This window comes from Stenotrophomonas sp. STK16_22, from assembly GCF_051984505.1.
In the GTDB taxonomy this organism is placed as follows: Bacteria; Pseudomonadota; Gammaproteobacteria; order Xanthomonadales; family Xanthomonadaceae; genus Stenotrophomonas; species Stenotrophomonas maltophilia_A.
In genome coordinates this window covers 3,010,267-3,026,830 of sequence record NZ_CP196972.1, presented here as the reverse complement: position 1 = coordinate 3,026,830, position 16,564 = coordinate 3,010,267, and the positions used below count along the sequence as shown (strand labels likewise).

The following is a 16,564-nucleotide window of genomic DNA, read 5'->3' as shown; positions in this document are numbered from 1 at the left end:
TCCTGCTGGGGAAGGCTTTGGTCAAGTGGTTTGCGGTTGTCGCTGCACCGGTGTACTCCATCGCGCTCTGGGGTGCCTGGCTGCCGTCATCGGCGTCGGCCCAGCAGGCGGGCTATGACGGCGAAGTGGTGACCTGCGAATCGCGCGACATGGGCTGGGTGCATTGCGATATCGACGTCAGCAATGGCATCGACCTTGTGCGCCAGTTGTCCAGCAACAGTTGCATCCGTGGCAGCGAATGGGGCACCGACCGCAGTGGCGTGTGGGTCACCCTTGGCTGCCGCGCAGAGTTCCGTGCGCGTCGTGCGGAAGGTGCAGCGCCTGCGGCAACGGAAGGCAAGCGCCTGGTCCGCCGTGTGGTGCGCTGCGAATCCAATGGCCGCCCGCAGAGTTGCCCGGTGCGCCTGGACGGGGCGCCGGTGCGCCTGCTGCGCCAGCTGTCGGTGCTGCCGTGCCGCGAAGGGCAGGGCTGGGGCTACAAGCGCAATGAAGTCTGGACCAGCCGTGGTTGCCAGGGCGATTTCGAAGTGGCTGACGAGGACGGCCGTTTTGTCGACGTGCCACGCCGCCTGACCTGCGAGTCGAAGTCGAAGAAGCGCCGCTTCTGTGGCGCCAGCATCTCGGTCGGTGCCGCCGTCTCCGAGCAGCTGTCCAGCACGCCGTGCGAGGAAGGCAGTACCTGGGGCTGGAGCCGCAACGGGATCTGGGTGGACGGCGGCTGCCGCGCCGAATTCTCGGTGAATTGAGCCCGGGCAGGCTCCAACCACGCGGGGCGTGGCCCTACAATGGGCCCATGAACACTGCCTCCGACATCGACTACGCCCGTTATGACCACATCCGCCCGATCCTCTGGACCGGCGATGCCCTGCAACTGCTGGACCAGCGCAAGCTGCCGTTCGTGGTCGAGCACGTGGTCTGCCATGACAGTGACGAAGTTGCCAGCGCCATCCACGCGCTGACCGTGCGTGGCGCGCCCGCGATCGGCATTGCCGCAGCGTGGGGTGTGGTGCTGGCGGCGCGGGACGTGCAGGCCGCTGATGGCGCGCATGCGCTTCAGCAGTTGGAGCCGGCGCTGCAGCGCCTGAACGCATCGCGCCCGACCGCCGTCAATCTGGCCTGGGCGCTGGCGCGCATGCGTCGCTGCCTGAACGTCGCCGGCGCCGACTGGAAGGCTCTGCTGGAAGCCGAAGCGCAGGCCATTGCCGAGGAGGACCTGGCCGCCAACCGCCACATGGGCGCGCTGGGCGCGGGCCTGATCGAGGCCGGCAGCGGCGTGCTGACCCACTGCAACACCGGCTCGCTGGCCACCGCCGGCTTCGGCACGGCACTGGGCGTGATCCGTGCCGGCATGGCCCAGCACCGCATCGCCCGCGTGTTCGCCGGCGAGACCCGTCCGTGGCTGCAGGGCGCACGCCTGACCGTGTGGGAACTGCAGCAGGATGGCATCGACGCCACCCTGATCGCCGATTCGGCAGCCTCGCACCTGATGAAGACCGGTGCGGTGCAATGGGTGATCGTCGGCGCCGACCGCATCTGCGCCAACGGCGATACCGCCAACAAGATCGGCACCTATCAGCTGGCCATCGCCGCTCGCCACCACGGGGTCAAGTTCATGGTGGTGGCGCCGTCCTCGACCGTGGACATGGAGACCGTGGATGGCAGCCAGATCGAGATCGAGCAGCGCGACCCGGGCGAGCTGTACGGCGTGGGCGGTACCCGCACCGTGGCCGAAGGCATCGCCGCCTGGAACCCGGTGTTCGACGTCACCCCGGGTGAACTGATCGATGCCATCGTGACCGAGCGCGGGGTGATCCTGAACCCGACCATCGAGAACATGCGCGCCGCCTTCGGCGGGTGAGGCACAGGGGAGGGGGCAGCGTGACCTCCGCCCCCGGTAGTGCCGGCCGCTGGCCGCGCCCCCCCCCTAAGTTCCTGATTTGTGCTGGTAAAATCCCCGTAAATGGAGGCAGGGAACGGCCTGTTGTGGTAGTATCCACAGGTTGAATCGAGGTTCCGGCACGACCCCCTCCCGCAGAGGGCTGCGCCGGACTGGACCGCTACCAGACAACGGAACCCGAATGGCAGAAAACGCCAAGGAAATCATCCAGGTCAACCTGGAAGACGAGATGCGCAAGAGCTACCTCGATTACGCCATGAGCGTGATCGTGGGCCGCGCGCTCCCGGATGCGCGCGATGGCCTCAAGCCGGTGCATCGCCGCGTGCTGTTCGCGATGAACGAACTCAACGCGCACAGCAACAAGCCCTACTTCAAGTCGGCGCGTATCGTCGGTGACGTCATCGGTAAGTACCACCCGCATGGCGATCAATCGGTGTACGACACGCTGGTGCGCCTGGCACAGCCGTTCTCGCTGCGTTACATGCTGGTCGATGGCCAGGGTAACTTCGGCTCGATCGATGGCGACTCCGCCGCGGCGATGCGATACACCGAAGCGCGCATGTCGCGCCTCGCGCATGAGCTGATGGCGGACATCGACAAGGAAACCGTCGATTTCCAGCCCAACTACGACGAGAAGGAACTGGAGCCGACGGTCATGCCGACCCGGTTCCCGAACCTGCTGGTCAACGGTTCGGCCGGTATCGCGGTGGGCATGGCCACCAACATCCCGCCGCACAACCTGAGCGAATCGATCAACGCCTGCATCGCGCTGATTGATAATCCGGAAATCGATGTCGACGGCCTGATGGAGTACATCCCGGGCCCGGATTTCCCGACTGCCGGCATCATCAATGGCACTGCCGGCATCGTCGCCGGCTATCGCACCGGCCGCGGCCGTGTGCGCATTCGTGCCAAGGCCGATATCGAAGTGGCCGACAACGGCCGCGAATCGATCATCGTCACCGAAATTCCTTACCAGGTGAACAAGGCGCGTCTGATCGAGAAGATCGCCGAGCTGGTCAAGGAAAAGAAGATCGAAGGCATCAGCGAGCTGCGCGATGAGTCCGACAAGGACGGCATGCGCATCTACATCGAGATCAAGCGCGGTGAATCTGCCGAGGTTGTGCTGAACAACCTGTACCAGCAGACCCAGATGGAATCGGTGTTCGGCATCAACATGGTGGCGCTGGTCGATGGCCGCCCGCAGTTGATGAACCTCAAGCAGATGCTGGAGGCGTTCGTCCGCCACCGTCGCGAAGTGGTCACCCGTCGCACCGTGTTCGAGCTGCGCAAGGCGCGCGCCCGTGCCCACGTGCTGGAAGGCCTGACCGTTGCGCTGGCCAACATCGACGAGATGATCGAGCTGATCAAGACCTCGCCGAACCCGAATGAAGCACGCGAGCGCATGCTGGCGCGCGTGTGGGAGCCGGGCCTGGTCGGTGCGATGCTGGGTGCCGCCGGTGCCGAAGCCTCGCGCCCGGAAGACCTGCCCAAGGGCGTGGGCCTGATCGAGGGCGGCTACCAGCTGACCGAGATCCAGGCCACCCAGATCCTGGAAATGCGCCTGCACCGCCTAACCGGGCTGGAGCAGGACCGCCTGACCGACGAGTACAAGCAGCTGCTGGAAGTGATCGCCGGGCTGATCCACATCCTGGAAGATCCCGACCGCCTGCTGCAGGTGATCCGCGAGGAGCTGGTCAACGTCAAGGCCGAGTTCGGCGACGAGCGTCGTACCGAAATCCGCCACAGCGAAGAAGACCTGGACATCCTCGACCTGATCGCGCCGGAAGACGTGGTGGTCACCGTGTCACATGCCGGTTACGTGAAGCGGCAGCCGGTGAGCGTGTACCGCGCACAGCGCCGTGGCGGCCGTGGCCGCAGTGCGGCAGCGACCAAGGAAGAGGATTTCATCGAACAGCTGTGGCTGGTCAACACGCACGATACGCTGCTGACCTTCACCAGCTCGGGCAAGGTGTTCTGGCTGCCGGTCTACCAGCTGCCCGAAGCCGGTTCGAATGCCCGCGGCCGTCCGATCATCAACTGGATCCCGCTGGAGCCGGGCGAACGCGTGCAGGCCGTGCTGCCGGTGCGCGAATACGCCGATGGCCAGTTCGTGTTCTTCGCCACCAAGAACGGTACGGTCAAGAAGACCCCGCTGGGCGAGTTCGCCTTCCGCCTGGCGCGCGGCAAGATCGCGATCAACCTCGACGAGGGCGATGCCCTGGTCGGCGTCGGCCTGACCGACGGCGAGCGCGACATCCTGCTGTTCGCCTCCAACGGCAAGACCGTGCGCTTCGGTGAAGACAAGGTCCGCTCGATGGGCCGTACCGCAACCGGCGTGCGTGGCATCAAGATGCCGGCCGGCGAGGAAGTGGTCAGCCTGATCGTGGCCGAGAGTGCCGGTGGCAGCGAGGACGAGAACGAGGACGACAACGGTGTCGAGGAAACCGCAGCCAATGGCGATGCGGTGATCGACGGCGCCGATGACGCCAGCGTGCAGTACATCCTCACCGCCACCGAGAACGGCTATGGCAAGCGCACCCCGCTGCCCGACTACCCGCGCAAGGGCCGTGGCACGCAGGGCGTGATCGGCATCCAGACCACCGAGCGCAACGGCAAGCTGGTCGCCGCGGTGCTGATGGGCTCCAGCGACGAAGTGCTGCTGATCTCCGATGGTGGCACCCTGGTGCGTACGCGTGGCTCGGAAATCAGCCGCGTTGGCCGCAACACCCAGGGCGTGACCCTGATCCGCCTGTCCAAGGACGAGAAGCTGCAGGCGGTGGAGCGCATGGATGCCTCGATCGACGAAGACGAGGACGAGGTGGCCGTCGCCGCACCGGCCGCGACCGACGGCGCACCGGCTGCTGCCAGCAGCGAGGACGCCGCGCAGGAGTGATCCTGCCGCGAACCTGAGGTACCCGACGACGCCGGCCCTGTGCCGGCGTCGTCGTATCCGGATGCCGCACATACGCGCGCGCTTCACGCAGGCGGTGGGATAACGGCGCATGCTGCCCCCGGAGATCGACGATGTCCGCCACGCCGCAGTCCGCTCCTGCCCCTGTTCGCGCCTCCCGGCACCCCCTTGTCACCGTGCTGTCGCTGCTGCTGGTCGTGCTCGGCCTGGTCATCGGCGGGCTCGGTGCGTGGCTGCTCAGCCTTGGCGGCTCGGCGTACTACGCCATCGCCGGGCTCGGCCTGCTGGCCAGCGGCATCCTGTTGTTCGGCAACCGCCGCAGCGGTGCATTGCTGTACGCGCTGGTGTTCATCGGCACGCTGCTGTGGACCTGGTGGGAGTCAGGCAGCGACTACTGGCGCTGGGTGCCCCGGCTGGGCCTGGTGACCGCACTCGGCATCGTGCTGGCCTTGCTGGCGCCCACCCTGCACGAGCCGGTCTCCAAACGCCTGTCGCGCAGCGTGGCCGGCGTGCTGATGCTGGTGTTCGTGGCTGCCTTCGGCCTGGCCTTTGCGCCGCATGGTGAAGTGGACGGGCATCAGCCGTTCCCGGAAGGCGCGGTCAGCGCCGGACTGGAACCTACGCGTGATACCACGGGCCTGCAGCCGGCTGACCAGCCCGCCGAGGGCGACTGGCCGGCGTGGGGCCGCAGCAATGCCGCCACCCGCTATTCGCCGCTGCAGCAGATCACCCCGGCCAATGTGGCCTCGTTGCAGCCAGCCTGGCAGTTCCGTACCGGCGATATGCCCAAGAATCGCTGGGGCGCGGAAACCACGCCGCTGAAGATCGGCGATCGCCTTTACCTGTGCACCGCGCGCAACCGCCTGATCGCACTCGATGCCGCCAGCGGCAAGGAACTGTGGCGGTTCGACCCCAAGGTGAAGGACACCTCGATTCCGTACACCGCCGCCTGCCGTGGGGTGAGCTACTACGAGCAGCCCCGCACGCCGACCATTGCCGATGCGGCATTGGCCGATGTCGCCGCCGATCTGGCGCTGCCGGAGCCGCCGCCCAGCGTCACCCGCAGTGCTGCACCGGGCAATCGCCCGGCGTGCTGGGCACGCATCATCGAAGGCACGCTGGACGGCCGCATCATCGCGGTGGACGCCGACAGCGGCCGCCCCTGCGCCAACTTCGGCAACAACGGCCAGGTCGACATCACCCTAGGCATGGGTGAGGTGCCACCGGGTTACGTGTCGATCACCTCGCCACCGGCGATCGTGCGCGGGGTGATCGTGACCGGTCACCAGGTGCTGGACGGGCAGCGCCGCGATGCGCCGTCGGGCGTGATCCAGGCCTACGATGCCATCACCGGCAAGCTGCGCTGGGCGTGGGACATGGACCAGCCCGAGCGCAGCGGTCTGCCGCCGCGCGAGCAGACCTATACGCGCGGCACGCCCAACATGTGGACCACCGCCACCGGTGATGAGGCGCTGGGCCTGGTCTACCTGCCGCTGGGCAATTCCGCGGGTGACTACTGGAGCGGCTCACGCACGGAAAACCAGAACCGCTATGCGACGTCACTGGTGGCGATCGACGTGGCCACCGGCAAGCCGGTCTGGCATTTCCAGGCGGTGCGCAAGGATGTGTGGGACTACGACCTGGGTTCGCAGGCCAGCCTGATCGATTACCCGACCGCTGCCGGCAAAGTGCCGGCGATCCTGTTGCCGACCAAGCAGGGCGACATCTACATCCTCGACCGCCGCAACGGCCAGCTTCTGACCGCGGCCGAAGAGCGCAAGGTGCCGGTGGGCGGCGTCGAACCCGAGCAGCGTTCACCCACGCAGTTGTTCTCGCTGTACCACACGCTGCGTCGCGAGCATGAGCTGACCGAACGTGACATGTGGGGCATCACCCCGATCGACCAGCTGGTCTGCCGCATCCAGTTCCGCAAGGCCTACTACGAAGGGTTCTACACGCCGCCGAGCAGTGACCGCCATTCCATCGAGTACCCCGGCTACAACGGCGGCTCGGACTGGGGCAGCGTGTCCATCGACACGCGCCGCGGCGTGATCGTGGCCAACTACAACGACATGCCGAACTACAACCGGCTGGTGCCACGCGCGGAGGCCGACCGGTTGGGCTGGCTGCCGCGCGAAAAGATCCGGTTCGACAAGGGCGGAGCAGAAGGCGCGGGTGACCCGCAGGTGGGCACGCCCTACGCCATCCAGGTCAATGCCGGTTGGCGCTTGCCGTTCACCGGTCTGCTGTGCAAGCAGCCGCCCTATGGCGGCATCCGTGCCATCGACCTGCGCACCGGCAAACTGCTGTGGGACCGTCCATTCGGCAGTGCGCGCGGCAACGGACCCTTCGGCATCCGCTCCGGCCTGCCGATCGAGATCGGCACACCGAACAATGGCGGTTCGGTGGTGACCGCCAGCGGCCTGATCTTCATCGCCGCCGCCACCGATGACCTGCTGCGCGCCATCGACCTGAGGACCGGCAAGGAGTTGTGGCATGCCAAGCTGCCCGCGGGAGGCCAAGCCAATCCGATGGTGTACGAGCAGGGCGGGCACCAGTACGTGGTGATCATGGCCGGCGGCCACCATTTCATGGAAACCCCGAACGGCGATTACGTGATGGCTTTTGCGTTGCCGAGGTAACCGCAACGGGGGCGGTGGGCCGCCCCCGTTGCATGACGCTGGATCACACCGTCACTACCACCTTGCCGATCTGCTCGTTCGATTCCAGGTAACGGTGTGCGTCCTGGATCTGCGCGAACGGGAACACCCTGGCGATCTTCGGCGCCAGCGTGCCCTTGTCCAGGCCATCCACGATGAAGGCCTTGGCACGTGCCAGCGCGGCATCGTCGGAGACGATTTCCGAGTACAGGTAACCCTTCAGCGTCAGTGACTTGCCCAGCACGTTGAACAACGGGAACGGGGTGGGTTCACTGCTCAGCGCGCCGTATTCCAGCAGGATGCCGCCACGCGCCATGGCTTCGGTCAGCGGTACGAACTGCGGACCACCGATCGGATCGAACACCACGCGGGCACCTGCGCCGCCGGTGATGCGCGCCACTTCGGCCACCAGATCCTGTTCCTGGGTGGCGATGACATGGGCGGCACCGGCGTCGAGCAGGGCCTGGCGCTTGCCCGGGCCACGGGTCACAGCGATCGACGTGGCGCCGACTGCATTGGCGATCTGGATGGCGGCCAGGCCGACGCTGCTGCTGGCGGCGGTGATGATGACGAAATCGCCGGCGGCCAGGCGTGCCTGTTCCAACAGCGCGCCCCAGGCGGTGACGTACTGCATCCACACCGCGGCGGCCGTTTCAAAGTCCAGTGCCTGCGGATGCTTGACTACCAGTCGTGCCGGCACGTTGGCCAGTTCGCCGTAGGTGCCCCAGCGCGCGATATCCAGCGGCGGCACCACGCTGACCGCATCGCCCGCAGTGAATCCGCTCACTGCACTGCCGACGGCTTCAACCACGCCGGCCGCTTCGTAGCCCAGGCGGCTGGGGAACTGCGCTTCCTGCAGGTAGGCGCCGTTACGGAACATCACCTCGGCGCGGTTCAGGCCGATCGCCTTCACCCGGATCTGGACTTCGTCAGGGGCGGGGGCGGGAACGTCGATATCGTCGATGCGCAGTACATCGGCAGTGCCATATTCGTGGATGCGGACAACCTGGCTCATGGGGGGCTCCGAGGAAGGGCCGGCGAGGGCGCCGGCGAAAGGGTGAGCGCTACTGTGCGCGTAGTCTGCATCCAGAATAAGGGGTAATCTGGCGTTTCATTGAAAAACAATTGTTTGCAATGGACCTGATCGTTCCCCTGCGGACCTTCGCCAAGGTGGCTGAGGTCGGCTCCTTCGCCGCCGCTGCCGAGGCACTGGACCTGTCGCCGCAGCTGGTCGGCAAGCACATCCAGGCGCTGGAGCAGCATCTGGGTGTGCGCCTGCTCAACCGCACCACGCGCAAGCAGAGCCTGACCGACTTCGGCCAGGCCTACCTGGCGCGGGCGCGGGTGATCCTGGAGGAAGTGGAGGGGGCCGAGCAGCTGGCCGAAGTGGCGCGCGGGCGGCCGATGGGGCGCCTGCGCATCAGTGCGCCGGTCACCTTCGGCGTGCATGCGCTGGGCCCCGCGGTGGTGGCCTACTTGCAGCAGTACCCGGACGTGCAGGTCGATCTGAACCTGTCCAACAGTCTGGTGGACATCGTTGAAGACGGCTACGACCTGGTGTTCCGCACTGGCGATCTGGCCGACAGTGGGCTGGTGGCGCGGCGGTTGGGGCCGTATCCGCTGGTCCTGTGTGCCTCGCCGGACTATCTGGCTTCGCGACCGGCCATTGCCCATCCCAATGACCTGAGCCGCCACGAGTGCCTGGGCTTCGCGCATTCGATCATCCGCACCCGCTGGAGCTTTCGCGATACCGATGGCGGCGTGCTGACCGTGCCAGTGTCCAGCCGCTTCATGGTCAACCAGGCCGAGCCGCTGCTGACCGCCGCCATCGGAGGGCTGGGGCTGATCCTGCAACCGCACGAAATGCTGGCCGGAGCATTGGCGCGTGGTGAGCTGGTGGAAGTGCTGCCGGACTACGTACCGGTGTCGACCTGGATCAATCTGGTGTATCCGCGCGATCGCCAGCTGACGCCCAAGCTGCGCAGCTTCCTGGACTTCTGCGTGGCGAGATTCAGCGAACAGACGATGGCAAGGCGATAGCGGGGCCATCGGGTAGAAGGGTTTCCATCAACTGCGAAGGATCTCGCACTCACGTTGCATCCGGGGCTGTGCGCATTCCACCACGCAGGCGGAGTGGATGGCAGCGCATCGATGCATTCAGTGTCACCGTTGAGATGTTGCAGCAGAGTCCCTGGTGTCGATGCGGCGGCCGCATCCTTGGTCTAGGATGCGTCCAGGAATCCCCGCAAAGGAACTGCCATGAGGATTGTTGGACGCCTGTTTCTCTGCAGTGCACTGGCCTGTTCGGTTCTACTGGTTACCCCGGTTTTTCCAGCAATCGGCGCCACATCTTCCGAGCGTGCACATCCACGTGCGCAGGACGCCATCGATGACTGGCTGGCGGCCTTCAACGCTGGCAGCCTCGAGCAACTGCAGGCGTTCGCCGATACCTACGCGAAGAAGGAAGGCAGCAGCCCCAAGGACTATCTCGAGTTCCGCGAGAGCACCGGCCCGCTGAGTGTGCTGGAAACACGCCAGAGCGCGCCCGGTCACGCGAAGGTGCTGGTGATGGGCCAGCTGAGCGAGCGCGCGATGTGGGTGACGGTCGTCATGGATCCGGCCAGCCCGGCGCATGTGAAGCAGTTCCAGATCGAAGGCACTGAAACGCCGGACAAGTACAGACCGGAGAGGGTTGCTTTGCCTGCCCTGATGGCCGATGCCACAGCAAGGCTGGAGGCGCTGCGGGCCCAGGACGCGCTGTCGGGTGCGTTGCAGGTGGCACGGAACGGCAAGGTGCTGCTGGACTGGCGCGGTGGCAATGCCGATCGCACCGCTGGCATTCCAGTGGGCGTGGATACGCAGTTCCGCCTTGCGTCCTCCAACAAGATGTTCACCGCAGTGGCCATTCTGCAGCGGGTGCAGGAGGGCAAACTCAGTCTCGATGACACGATCGGCAAGCACCTGCCGGACTATCCGAACAAGGCCGTTGCCAACAGCGTGACGGTTCGCCAGCTGCTGACCCATACCAGTGGCCTGGGTGATTTCTTCGGCGACGATTTCGAGCAGTATTCCGCGTCGCTGAAGACGCTGGATGACTATGTGCAGCGCTTTGCCAAGGATGCACCGCAGTTCACGCCCGGCAGCCAGGACAGCTACTCGAACTATGGCTTCATCGTGCTTGGGCGGATCATCGAGGCCGTCTCCGGGCAGTCGTACTACGCCTATGTGGAGCAACACATCCTGCGCCCGGCAGGCATGACCGGCACCGGCTTCGAACCGGAAACAGTGACGGTGCCACGGCGTGCGGTCGCCTATACGAAGCAGGATGGGCAATGGGTGCGTGAAACGAAGTCGCTGCCCTGGCGCGGCATGTCAGCCGGTGGTGGCTACAGCACGGTGAGCGACATGGTGAAGTTCGCCGAGGCGCTGCGCAGCGGAAAGCTGGTCTCACCTGCATTGCTGCAGCAGGCCACCACGGCGCAGAACCACAAGGGCTGGTACGGGTTCGGCTTCGTGGTGCAGGGCGAGGGCAGGGAGCATCAGTACGGCCACGAAGGCGGTGCGCCCGGATCGAACAGTGCCATCGTGGTGCTACCCGCGCAGGGCTATGTGATCGTTGGGCTGGCCAATGTCGATCCGGATGCGATCGGCAATGTGGTCAACTACATCGCGCGAAGAGTGCCGCTGTAGTCCCGAGCGACTATGCCACAGCGATGTTGACGCTGGGGCAGGTGGCGGACCAGAATCGGGCCATGAGCCGACTCCTTCCCGTGGTGTGTCTGGTCGCCAGCATGGTGCTGCTGCTGCGTGGGGTGCACGTGATACTCAAGGGTGTTCCGGCCATGGCCAGCGAAGGTGCCAGTGCTGCGTATGCACAAGGCTACCTGCATGGACAAGCGGCAGCCGGGTGGGTGTTGATTGCCGCTGCAGTAGCCTGTGCGTTCATTGCCTGGCACAGGGCGCGCGCCCGGAAGTGAGAGACGGGCGCGTCAGCGCGGCACCCGCACCATCTTCGTCATCAAGTGTTCCACCACACCCGCCGGGTCCGCCGTGCGGCCCACATGCGTGCTCGACATCTGCACCACCGAGCTGCGCTTGGCGGTGAGGAAATGGAAGCGCGCACGCGCTGGCAGCTGTGCGATCGGCCCGGCGCTGGCATCGCCGCGGCAGATCGCCACTATCGCATCCAGCCACGGCTGCAGCGCCTCCTGGTCCAGCGCTGGCGCGAAGGCGTGCAGGCGTGCCGGATCGATCTCGATGGCCGCTTCCAGATGACGCGCGCCGGGACAGGAGACGATCACCCCGACGTTGATGAATTCCTCGCGTTCCACCCGCGGTACCACGCGGATGACCGCGTAGTCATACGTGTGCAGCGTGGGCACGGACGGCCTCCTGCACGAACACCGCACGCACTTTCAGGCGATGCTTGAGATAGTCGATGTAGCCTTGGCGATAGGCCTGCGGGCTGTCGAATGCCGGCTCGTTGACCAGCCAGCTGTCCGGCACCAGGCCGACGATGCGCTCGATCTCGGCATCGGTCAGGCGCGCGGCCAGCTCGGCATCCACTTCGGCGATGCGGCTGGCGAACGACAGCAGCACATGGTCGCGGATCAGCACGAAGGGCTTCTCGCAGGCATCGCCGGCGTTGGCCCAGTCGTGATGGAAGTACATCGCCGCGCCGTGATCGATCAGGTACAGCTTTCGATGCCACACCATCAGGTTGGGATTGCGCGTGGTGCGATCGACATTGCTGGTGAACGCATCGAACCAGACGATGCGCGAGGCCAGGTCGGCATCCACCGGCATCGCCGCCGGGTCGTAGTTGATCGCACCGGGCAGGTAGTCCAGGCCCAGGTTCAAACCTTCACTGGCGCGTATCAGTTCCTGGATCTCCGGGTCGGGCTCGGTGCGGGCGAACTCGCGGTCCAGCTCCACGAACAGGATCTCCGGAATCGGCAGGCCCAGCGTGCGCGCCATTTCGCCGGCGATCAGCTCCGCGATCAAGGCCTTCGGGCCCTGGCCGGCGCCTCGGAACTTCAGTACGGCCATGCCGTCGTCGTCGGTCTCAACCACGGCCGGCAGGGAGCCACCTTCCCGCAAGGGGGTGATGTAGCGGAGGGCATGTACGGTGCGCATGCGCGCATTCTAGCGTGGGTGCCGCCAAGGGAGCGCCGGGCGCGTCCCGGCGGCTCCATGTCGTTCCCCGTCAGTGCGTCAGCGCACCGCGCTGCTGTTCCTGCACGCGGACCTGTTCCTGCGTGGCCTGATCGGCCTGCCGCTGGTTGACCACGGCAAGCGTATCCAGGCTGTCCTGCACCGGACGCTGGGCGGCCTCGGCAGTGGGTGATGAGGCGCGCAGCGAGGCCGGATCATCCAGCGGCCCCTTCACCACAAAGATGTTCTGCGCCGCGCCCGCACCCTCGGTCTGGCGGCTGAGCACCACATGGTCGACCCGGTCCAGGCCGTTTTCGCGGGCCAGCACCAGCAGGCTGGCACTCAGGCGCTCGCTGGACGCATCGAAACTGCGTCCGTTGGCAGCATCCAGCTCAGCTACCTTGCCGCGGATCTGCTCGTGCAGCGAACGGTCACGGCCTTCCGCAAGCAGCGTCGGTAAGCCATCGCCCTCCACCGCATGCTGTGTGGTGATCGGCACATGCGTATGCGTGCCCTCAGTGTGGTCGAAGTAATGCAGCGTCGACGGCGAGGTACTGGTATCGAAGTAGGGCTGGCGCGGGGGCGAGCCCTCGCCGAGGTTGAGCCCGTTCTGCTCCAGCAGGCGCTCGTCCAGGCCCAGCTTCTTCATGTTCACTTCCATCCGGCTGACGCCATCGGGCGCTGGATTCGCGGCCTCGTATTCGCTGGCCAGTCCGATCGCCAGGGCGCCGTAGAAATTCTGGTAGTCCGAATTCCCATGATGGCCCAGGCCGGTGCTGACGCCCTGATCGTAATAGTGCCTGGCCATTCCCTCGATGTTGGCTGCGGTGGGGGAGATGGTCAGGTCCGCATTGAGGGTCAGCTCCGGGTGCGGGGCATAGGTGATCGGCGGGCCGGGTCGCGACTGGATGACGTCTGTCGAGCGGGTGCTGGCTTCATACAGGTCGCGCAGGGTAGCGTCCGGGTTGCTGGCACGTACCTGGCTGACCAGCGCATTCCAGCCTGCGATGTTCGAAGAAGCCTCATCGCGGCGGTTGGCCGCGAGCAGGGTGCCGATGGCCTCGGTGTAATCATGGCTCGTTGTACGGCCCGCGACCTGCTCCACGTCGGCTTCGAACTGCACGTAGGCGCGCTCGACATCAGCATCGTTGAAACCGTGCTGGATCTCGTGACCGAGCACAAAGGCAACCTCGGCCGCGTCGAACCTGTCCGGGGCCGACGGGGTCGACAAGCTGCTGGCGGGCAGGTTGATGGATTTCGTGCCGGTCTCGTAGGTGCCACCCGCGTTGCTTGTGGCGGGCAACAGTTCGAAGCGTTCCAGGTAGCCTGCCGCGATGGCGGCGTCCACCTGCTTCGCCAGGACGGGCGAGCCCGCGATGACGCTGCGCAGGTTGTCGACCTGGTCGCTGGTGACGTCGGTCTTGCCGGCGAACTCGCCCAGCAGGCGTTCCGTTTCTGCGGAAAGGATCGTCATTGATGGCTCCCCTTACTGCACGGTGACAAGACGCACGCAGGCATGCGTGGCGTCGCCGAGGGCGTGGGGGTTCTCGGGCATGGTGTCGACCTTGATGCTCAGCTGCGGTCGATCGAAGCGGTCGTAGATCACCCGGCCGTGTTCGCCGCGCACCGTCTCGCGCTTGAAGCCAGCGGCATCCAGTGCGGAAGCGAAGTGGTTGAAGTCGACCTGGCAGATCGCCGCAGCCGAGGCCTTGCGATCGCTGCTGGTGTCCATGAAGTTCAGGTCCAGCCGCGCGTCGGCAGTGCCGGCCCGCTGCACTTCCAGTCCATAGCCCCATTCCGGTGTCAGCGTGCCGCCATAGCCGAAGTGGCCGGGGCCGAAGACCTGCGCCGGCGCCTGCATTGCCGCGGACAGGCGCTCGGCAGTGAGCTCACGGGTGGAGGTCGTGACCTTGATCAGGTCCAGCAGGCGCAGCAGCAACTGCTCGGCATTGAGCGGGGAGGGCGAGGTGGTCTCGGATACGGCGGGGGCCATGGTGTCGGTTCCTTGAGAAGTCGGCGTGCGGTCGGCGGCATGTGCGCAGGCGCAGAGCGTGGCCGCTGAAAGTGCGAGCGTCCACGGTCGTATGAATGCGTACCGGGGCATGTGCGTTCCTTGCAGATTGAAGGTTGACCCTAGGGCCAGCCGGATGAAGCAGAGGTTAAGCGTAATCGAGGCACCCGAATGCGTTACAAAAGGTGAACGGGTGCGCATTCTTCACTTGACCATTCCGCGCGCGATGTCAGCATCGGGTCCATGGAGCATCAACTTCGCGTGTGACCTTCAACAGGAGGCCGTCATGCAACAACTGCGCAGCTGTCACGCTTTACCCTGCATGCACTGCAACGCGTGGTGTTGACCCTGGTCTGATACGGCCACTTTGCCGGCACGGATGGCCGCCACCCACAGCATCTGCCACTGTTCACCCGATGCGGTCCCGGCATGCTCTTGCCGGCCCTGCAATACAGACATACGCCCGCCAGATTGTCCTCTGCGTTGCCCGATGGCCTTCGCAGCGCGGAGGCTGGCTTGTCCATGATGATCCTGCAGGCTTTGGAGGTGCACCCATGAGCGACCAATACGAACGAATGCTGCCGGCCCTGGACGATGCCAAGGTCGAGGAAATGATCGGAAAACTGGTGCTGGTCGGGGTGACCCGCTACGGCGGCGACGGCCAGGTGCAGGGACTGGAGCAGTACGCGGGAACGGTGCTGCGCATCAGTGCCGATGAAGGCGTGGTGCTGGCCGACGAGAATGATGGCCACGAGCGTTACCTGCCGCCGATGCTTGACCAGTACCTGCCGGCCCAGCCGGGAGAGTACCGGATGAGCAACAGCGGCATGATCGTGGTTGACCCGGACTATCTCACCGCCTGGGACCTGCACGCCCAGCAGTAGTGCCAGGCCATGCCTGGCAGGTGCCGGCAGCTCCCCGGCACCTCCCGGAGCTGCACTTTGCCCCATCCGGCCTCATACCAGTCGGGCCACGTTCGGATCCTTTCGCAGGATTTGGTGTTGCGTGGGGGGCGTCAATCGGAACGCGGTTGAATGTACTTCTCCCACTTTACATCTCGAACTGAATATGAAGATGTAACGATCGTGAGGGCTGACAGGAATCGAGCGAGACCTTCGCCGGGATCGTCATAGATTAGATAGTCGGTTCCAAGGAGTTTCTCTGAGAAGATTCCTTCATTTCGGAGAAGTGCTCCTTTGGTAAGGTCGAGATAGATGTCTGGCTTCTCTCCTTCAGGGAAATCGCTGAGGACATTGGATATATCGTGAAGGCCTGATCCACCGTAACCCACAATACAATGCAAAATTCGATGCATAGGCCAGTCCAGCTCACCCAGCTGGACGCCCCCGAGGCTTGTGGGATCCAGGCGCTTGACGCTAGAGATGTTCTTGGATATTTCAAGTAGAACGGACTTGGAGACATTTGTTTTCACTTCGATCGTCGCAACGACGCCCTCGTGGAAAATCATGTCGTGACCGCTGTTAAAGCGAAGCCTCGGCATGGACTTCAGCATCAAAACGATGTCTTGCTGGCGTGACCGCCTTCCCTGTGAGTCAATAATGACGCCGCTCACAGTACTGGTCATTTCAGGGATATGAGATTCGAGAAAGTCATGAATTAGTCGCTCGCGGACGGTTCCTGCAGTGGCAGAGTGCCCGATCACCTTGCTCATCTCGTACTGAGCGACAAGCGAGTTGATTGCGCTTCGGCAGTATTGAAGGTAGGGGGGGTCTTTGGGAGTTCCCATGTTTTCGCGTCGAATGGGGAGCTTCATAATAATTGAGCGCAGAATCATCGTGTGCGGGGGTGTCCTCCACTTTGCCCCATCCGGCCACTAGCCCTTCCGGCCCATTCACGACAGCCCCTGCGGTGCTAGATTCGGGCCCTTGCCCGTCCTCGGGCGCCCGTTCACACCCCAGGGGATAAGG

14 protein-coding genes are annotated in these 16,564 nt (G+C 65.0%); 8 read left to right on the top strand and 6 right to left on the bottom strand.

From position 1 onward, the window contains the following. The first annotated feature begins 17 nt into the window (after positions 1–17). From ACSYAO_RS14210 to ACSYAO_RS14195, 4 genes are all read left to right on the top strand, one after another. A complete protein-coding gene (locus ACSYAO_RS14210) occupies positions 18–746 on the top strand; it encodes a DUF3011 domain-containing protein (protein ID WP_049463172.1) in 729 nt (242 codons plus the stop codon). Positions 747–793: 47 nt separating this feature from the next. Further along, positions 794–1,858 (top strand): S-methyl-5-thioribose-1-phosphate isomerase, encoded by a 1,065-nt coding sequence (gene mtnA, locus ACSYAO_RS14205; RefSeq protein ID WP_049400195.1) that lies wholly within the window; start codon positions 794–796, stop codon positions 1,856–1,858. 220 nt (positions 1,859–2,078) lie between these two features. Next, the gene (gene gyrA, locus ACSYAO_RS14200; protein WP_049400193.1) at positions 2,079–4,793 is read left to right on the top strand and encodes a DNA gyrase subunit A; all 2,715 of its coding nucleotides are present in this window, start codon (positions 2,079–2,081) and stop codon (positions 4,791–4,793) included. 131 nt (positions 4,794–4,924) lie between these two features. After that, positions 4,925–7,453: a membrane-bound PQQ-dependent dehydrogenase, glucose/quinate/shikimate family gene (locus ACSYAO_RS14195; protein ID WP_049463173.1), complete on the top strand. Its 2,529-nt coding sequence runs from the start codon at positions 4,925–4,927 to the stop codon at positions 7,451–7,453. 43 nt (positions 7,454–7,496) lie between these two features. Here ACSYAO_RS14195 and ACSYAO_RS14190 read toward each other — a convergent pair whose 3' ends face one another. Next, entirely contained in the window at positions 7,497–8,486 is a 990-nt protein-coding gene (locus ACSYAO_RS14190) for a zinc-dependent alcohol dehydrogenase family protein (RefSeq protein WP_049463174.1), read from the bottom strand. 119 nt (positions 8,487–8,605) lie between these two features. Between ACSYAO_RS14190 and ACSYAO_RS14185 the strand changes: the two genes are divergently transcribed. The 3 genes from ACSYAO_RS14185 to ACSYAO_RS14175 all read left to right on the top strand — a co-directional run bounded on the left by ACSYAO_RS14185 (position 8,606) and on the right by ACSYAO_RS14175 (position 11,448). Next, positions 8,606–9,511: a LysR family transcriptional regulator gene (locus ACSYAO_RS14185; protein WP_049400186.1), complete on the top strand. Its 906-nt coding sequence runs from the start codon at positions 8,606–8,608 to the stop codon at positions 9,509–9,511. A gap of 219 nt (positions 9,512–9,730) precedes the next feature. Next, positions 9,731–11,161 (top strand): serine hydrolase domain-containing protein, encoded by a 1,431-nt coding sequence (locus ACSYAO_RS14180; protein WP_049463175.1) that lies wholly within the window; start codon positions 9,731–9,733, stop codon positions 11,159–11,161. Between the two features lie 62 nt (positions 11,162–11,223). Continuing rightward, a complete protein-coding gene (locus tag ACSYAO_RS14175) occupies positions 11,224–11,448 on the top strand; it encodes a hypothetical protein (RefSeq protein WP_149909396.1) in 225 nt (74 codons plus the stop codon). A gap of 12 nt (positions 11,449–11,460) precedes the next feature. Here ACSYAO_RS14175 and ACSYAO_RS14170 read toward each other — a convergent pair whose 3' ends face one another. The 4 genes from ACSYAO_RS14170 to ACSYAO_RS14155 all read right to left on the bottom strand — a co-directional run bounded on the left by ACSYAO_RS14170 (position 11,461) and on the right by ACSYAO_RS14155 (position 14,618). After that, a complete protein-coding gene (locus ACSYAO_RS14170) occupies positions 11,461–11,853 on the bottom strand; it encodes a DUF3037 domain-containing protein (protein WP_049400180.1) in 393 nt (130 codons plus the stop codon). Beyond that, a complete protein-coding gene (locus ACSYAO_RS14165) occupies positions 11,831–12,607 on the bottom strand; it encodes a HipA family kinase (RefSeq protein WP_049463177.1) in 777 nt (258 codons plus the stop codon). Before ACSYAO_RS14165 ends, ACSYAO_RS14170 begins: the two co-directional genes overlap by 23 nt. 70 nt (positions 12,608–12,677) lie before the next feature. Beyond that, the gene (locus tag ACSYAO_RS14160) at positions 12,678–14,099 is read right to left on the bottom strand and encodes an XVIPCD domain-containing protein (RefSeq protein ID WP_049463178.1); all 1,422 of its coding nucleotides are present in this window, start codon (positions 14,097–14,099) and stop codon (positions 12,678–12,680) included. A 12-nt stretch (positions 14,100–14,111) separates the two neighbouring features. Next, positions 14,112–14,618: a hypothetical protein gene (locus ACSYAO_RS14155; RefSeq protein WP_223224724.1), complete on the bottom strand. Its 507-nt coding sequence runs from the start codon at positions 14,616–14,618 to the stop codon at positions 14,112–14,114. A gap of 572 nt (positions 14,619–15,190) precedes the next feature. Between ACSYAO_RS14155 and ACSYAO_RS14150 the strand changes: the two genes are divergently transcribed. Next, positions 15,191–15,520 carry a hypothetical protein gene (locus ACSYAO_RS14150; RefSeq protein ID WP_006376346.1) on the top strand — a complete coding sequence of 110 codons (330 nt, stop codon included), beginning with the start codon at positions 15,191–15,193 and terminating at the stop codon, positions 15,518–15,520. A 131-nt stretch (positions 15,521–15,651) separates the two neighbouring features. Here ACSYAO_RS14150 and ACSYAO_RS14145 read toward each other — a convergent pair whose 3' ends face one another. Beyond that, entirely contained in the window at positions 15,652–16,308 is a 657-nt protein-coding gene (locus tag ACSYAO_RS14145) for a DUF6602 domain-containing protein (RefSeq protein ID WP_149909395.1), read from the bottom strand. Positions 16,309–16,564 lie beyond the last annotated feature (256 nt).